At 37.1% G+C, this 1,699-nt stretch carries 2 protein-coding genes; both read left to right on the top strand.

Annotation, left to right across the window (positions count from 1 at the left end; all coding sequences use genetic code 11):
• The first annotated feature begins 169 nt into the window (after positions 1–169).
• On the top strand, positions 170–580 hold the full coding sequence (locus Q8W26_RS17770; RefSeq protein WP_286957185.1) for a hypothetical protein: 411 nt from the start codon (positions 170–172) through the stop codon (positions 578–580).
• A gap of 104 nt (positions 581–684) precedes the next feature.
• Positions 685–1,329 carry a hypothetical protein gene (locus Q8W26_RS17765; RefSeq protein ID WP_305473875.1) on the top strand — a complete coding sequence of 215 codons (645 nt, stop codon included), beginning with the start codon at positions 685–687 and terminating at the stop codon, positions 1,327–1,329.
• Positions 1,330–1,699: the final 370 nt, after the last annotated feature.

Below are 1,699 nucleotides of genomic sequence, written 5' to 3'. Positions count from 1 at the left end.
GCAGCTAAAGCCTGGGTCTCACTTTACCGGAAACTAGATTTATTTAGTAAATAAGATGGGTTTATTATCCATACAAGTTGCTTAAACGGACGTGTAACAGTTGGCTCACGCTCGTTCCTCGCAAGTTTAGCCAACTGCCACACGCCGCTTAGCAAGGCGTTAGCTGTACATGACGAAACTTAAGAGATCGCTATATATTTTAGAGTTTATGATTGGCTTCGCGCCATCTTTGCTTATTCTCACTTTAGGAGTGATTTTTAGTCCTGCAATTCTAATAGGTTTATTTGCTGGGCATTCGTCATCTATATTATTTGCTTTCTTAGTTGCTGGTGGCTTGCTTGGGTTTTGGGGAGCAATAAGTTTACTTGTATTAACTTTGCACCCTGAGCAAGAAAATACGAAACCTAAAAGGCTCAAAATATATATAGTGTTAGGTGTTTTATCTTCGGCAGTGGCAAGTTACTCTGTTGGTGGTACAAACTTGTATTTGTTGCCTTTTATTATTGCTCCGTTATTTGTAACGCTACATTTGGTGTTCGTACAAAGACATTATTTGGGTGGTAGTACAGCTAACAAGTAACTAAAGCGGGACTGCTAACAGTTGGCTCAGTTCCACTTCGTTTCACATTTTAGCCAACAATTATCAGCCCCTTAGTTGGGCGTTAGCACTCAAATGGAAATTGCATGTCATCATTAATTTTTTACACCGATAAAGATCAAATCCTAGTAGCAACTGATACGCTTGGTGTTTCAAATGGCGGAAAACCATTTATGTTTTCCTCTAAATCAATGTATATACCTCATATTAAAACAATAATTGCAGGCACAGGAGTTGGGGGTTTCTCAAATGAGTGGGCTATGTATGTTACAAGTAGAATGGTTGTCAAAGGCCTCGATAATCTAGATTACCATACGCAAGACGGTTTAATACGGCTATGGGAAGACTATAAAGTTAGGCAATCTTTACCGGAAAGTTATACATCAACTGTTTATCAACTTGGCTTTTCTGAAGATACAAATGAAGTTTTAGTTTTTGCATATCGTTCAACAAATAACTTTGCATCAGAATCCCTTGGCTATGGAACTGCAGTAAAGCCAGAATGTAAAGTGCCTGAAGGTGACTTATTAAAATTAATACCTTCTATGATGCAAGAGCAGAGAGAAATACAATCTAAAGAAACTCCTGAGAATAGGATTTATATCGGTGGTGAAATATATGCCCAACACTTAACTGTTAATGGCTGTAATATATTCAAAATTGGAGAGTTCCCCGACTTTAAGAAACAAGAACAAGAAGTTTTTGCTAATTTCAGTGAAAATGAGTGCTAACAAGTCACTCAAAAGGACAAATAACAGTTGGCTGTTTGCTCCTTCGTCGCTTATTTTAGCCAACAATTATTTGCCTCTTAGTGAGGCGTTAACTGGATTGTCAAAGTTTGAGCATATATTTCGAAGCCACAACAAATACCAGCGTTGATTATTTTATAACGCCTACGTTATTTGTTCTGTTTATCGTTTTAGTACACAAATTCCCTATATTTTCAGAGATAGCTTCGGATATTACAAAAGTCAAAAGGCTTACATTAATTCGAATATTTACAACCTTAATGTTATTGGGCGTATATTCTGGTCAAGTCCAACCGGACACTTCATTCTGTAATTTCTCATAGTTAATTGGTGTTTTATCACCAAGTGTTGT

Source organism: Psychrobium sp. 1_MG-2023, assembly GCF_030689115.1.
GTDB lineage: Bacteria > Pseudomonadota > Gammaproteobacteria > Enterobacterales > Psychrobiaceae > Psychrobium.
Note: the sequence above shows the minus strand (reverse complement) of the source record. Positions and strands in the feature narration are given on the sequence as shown.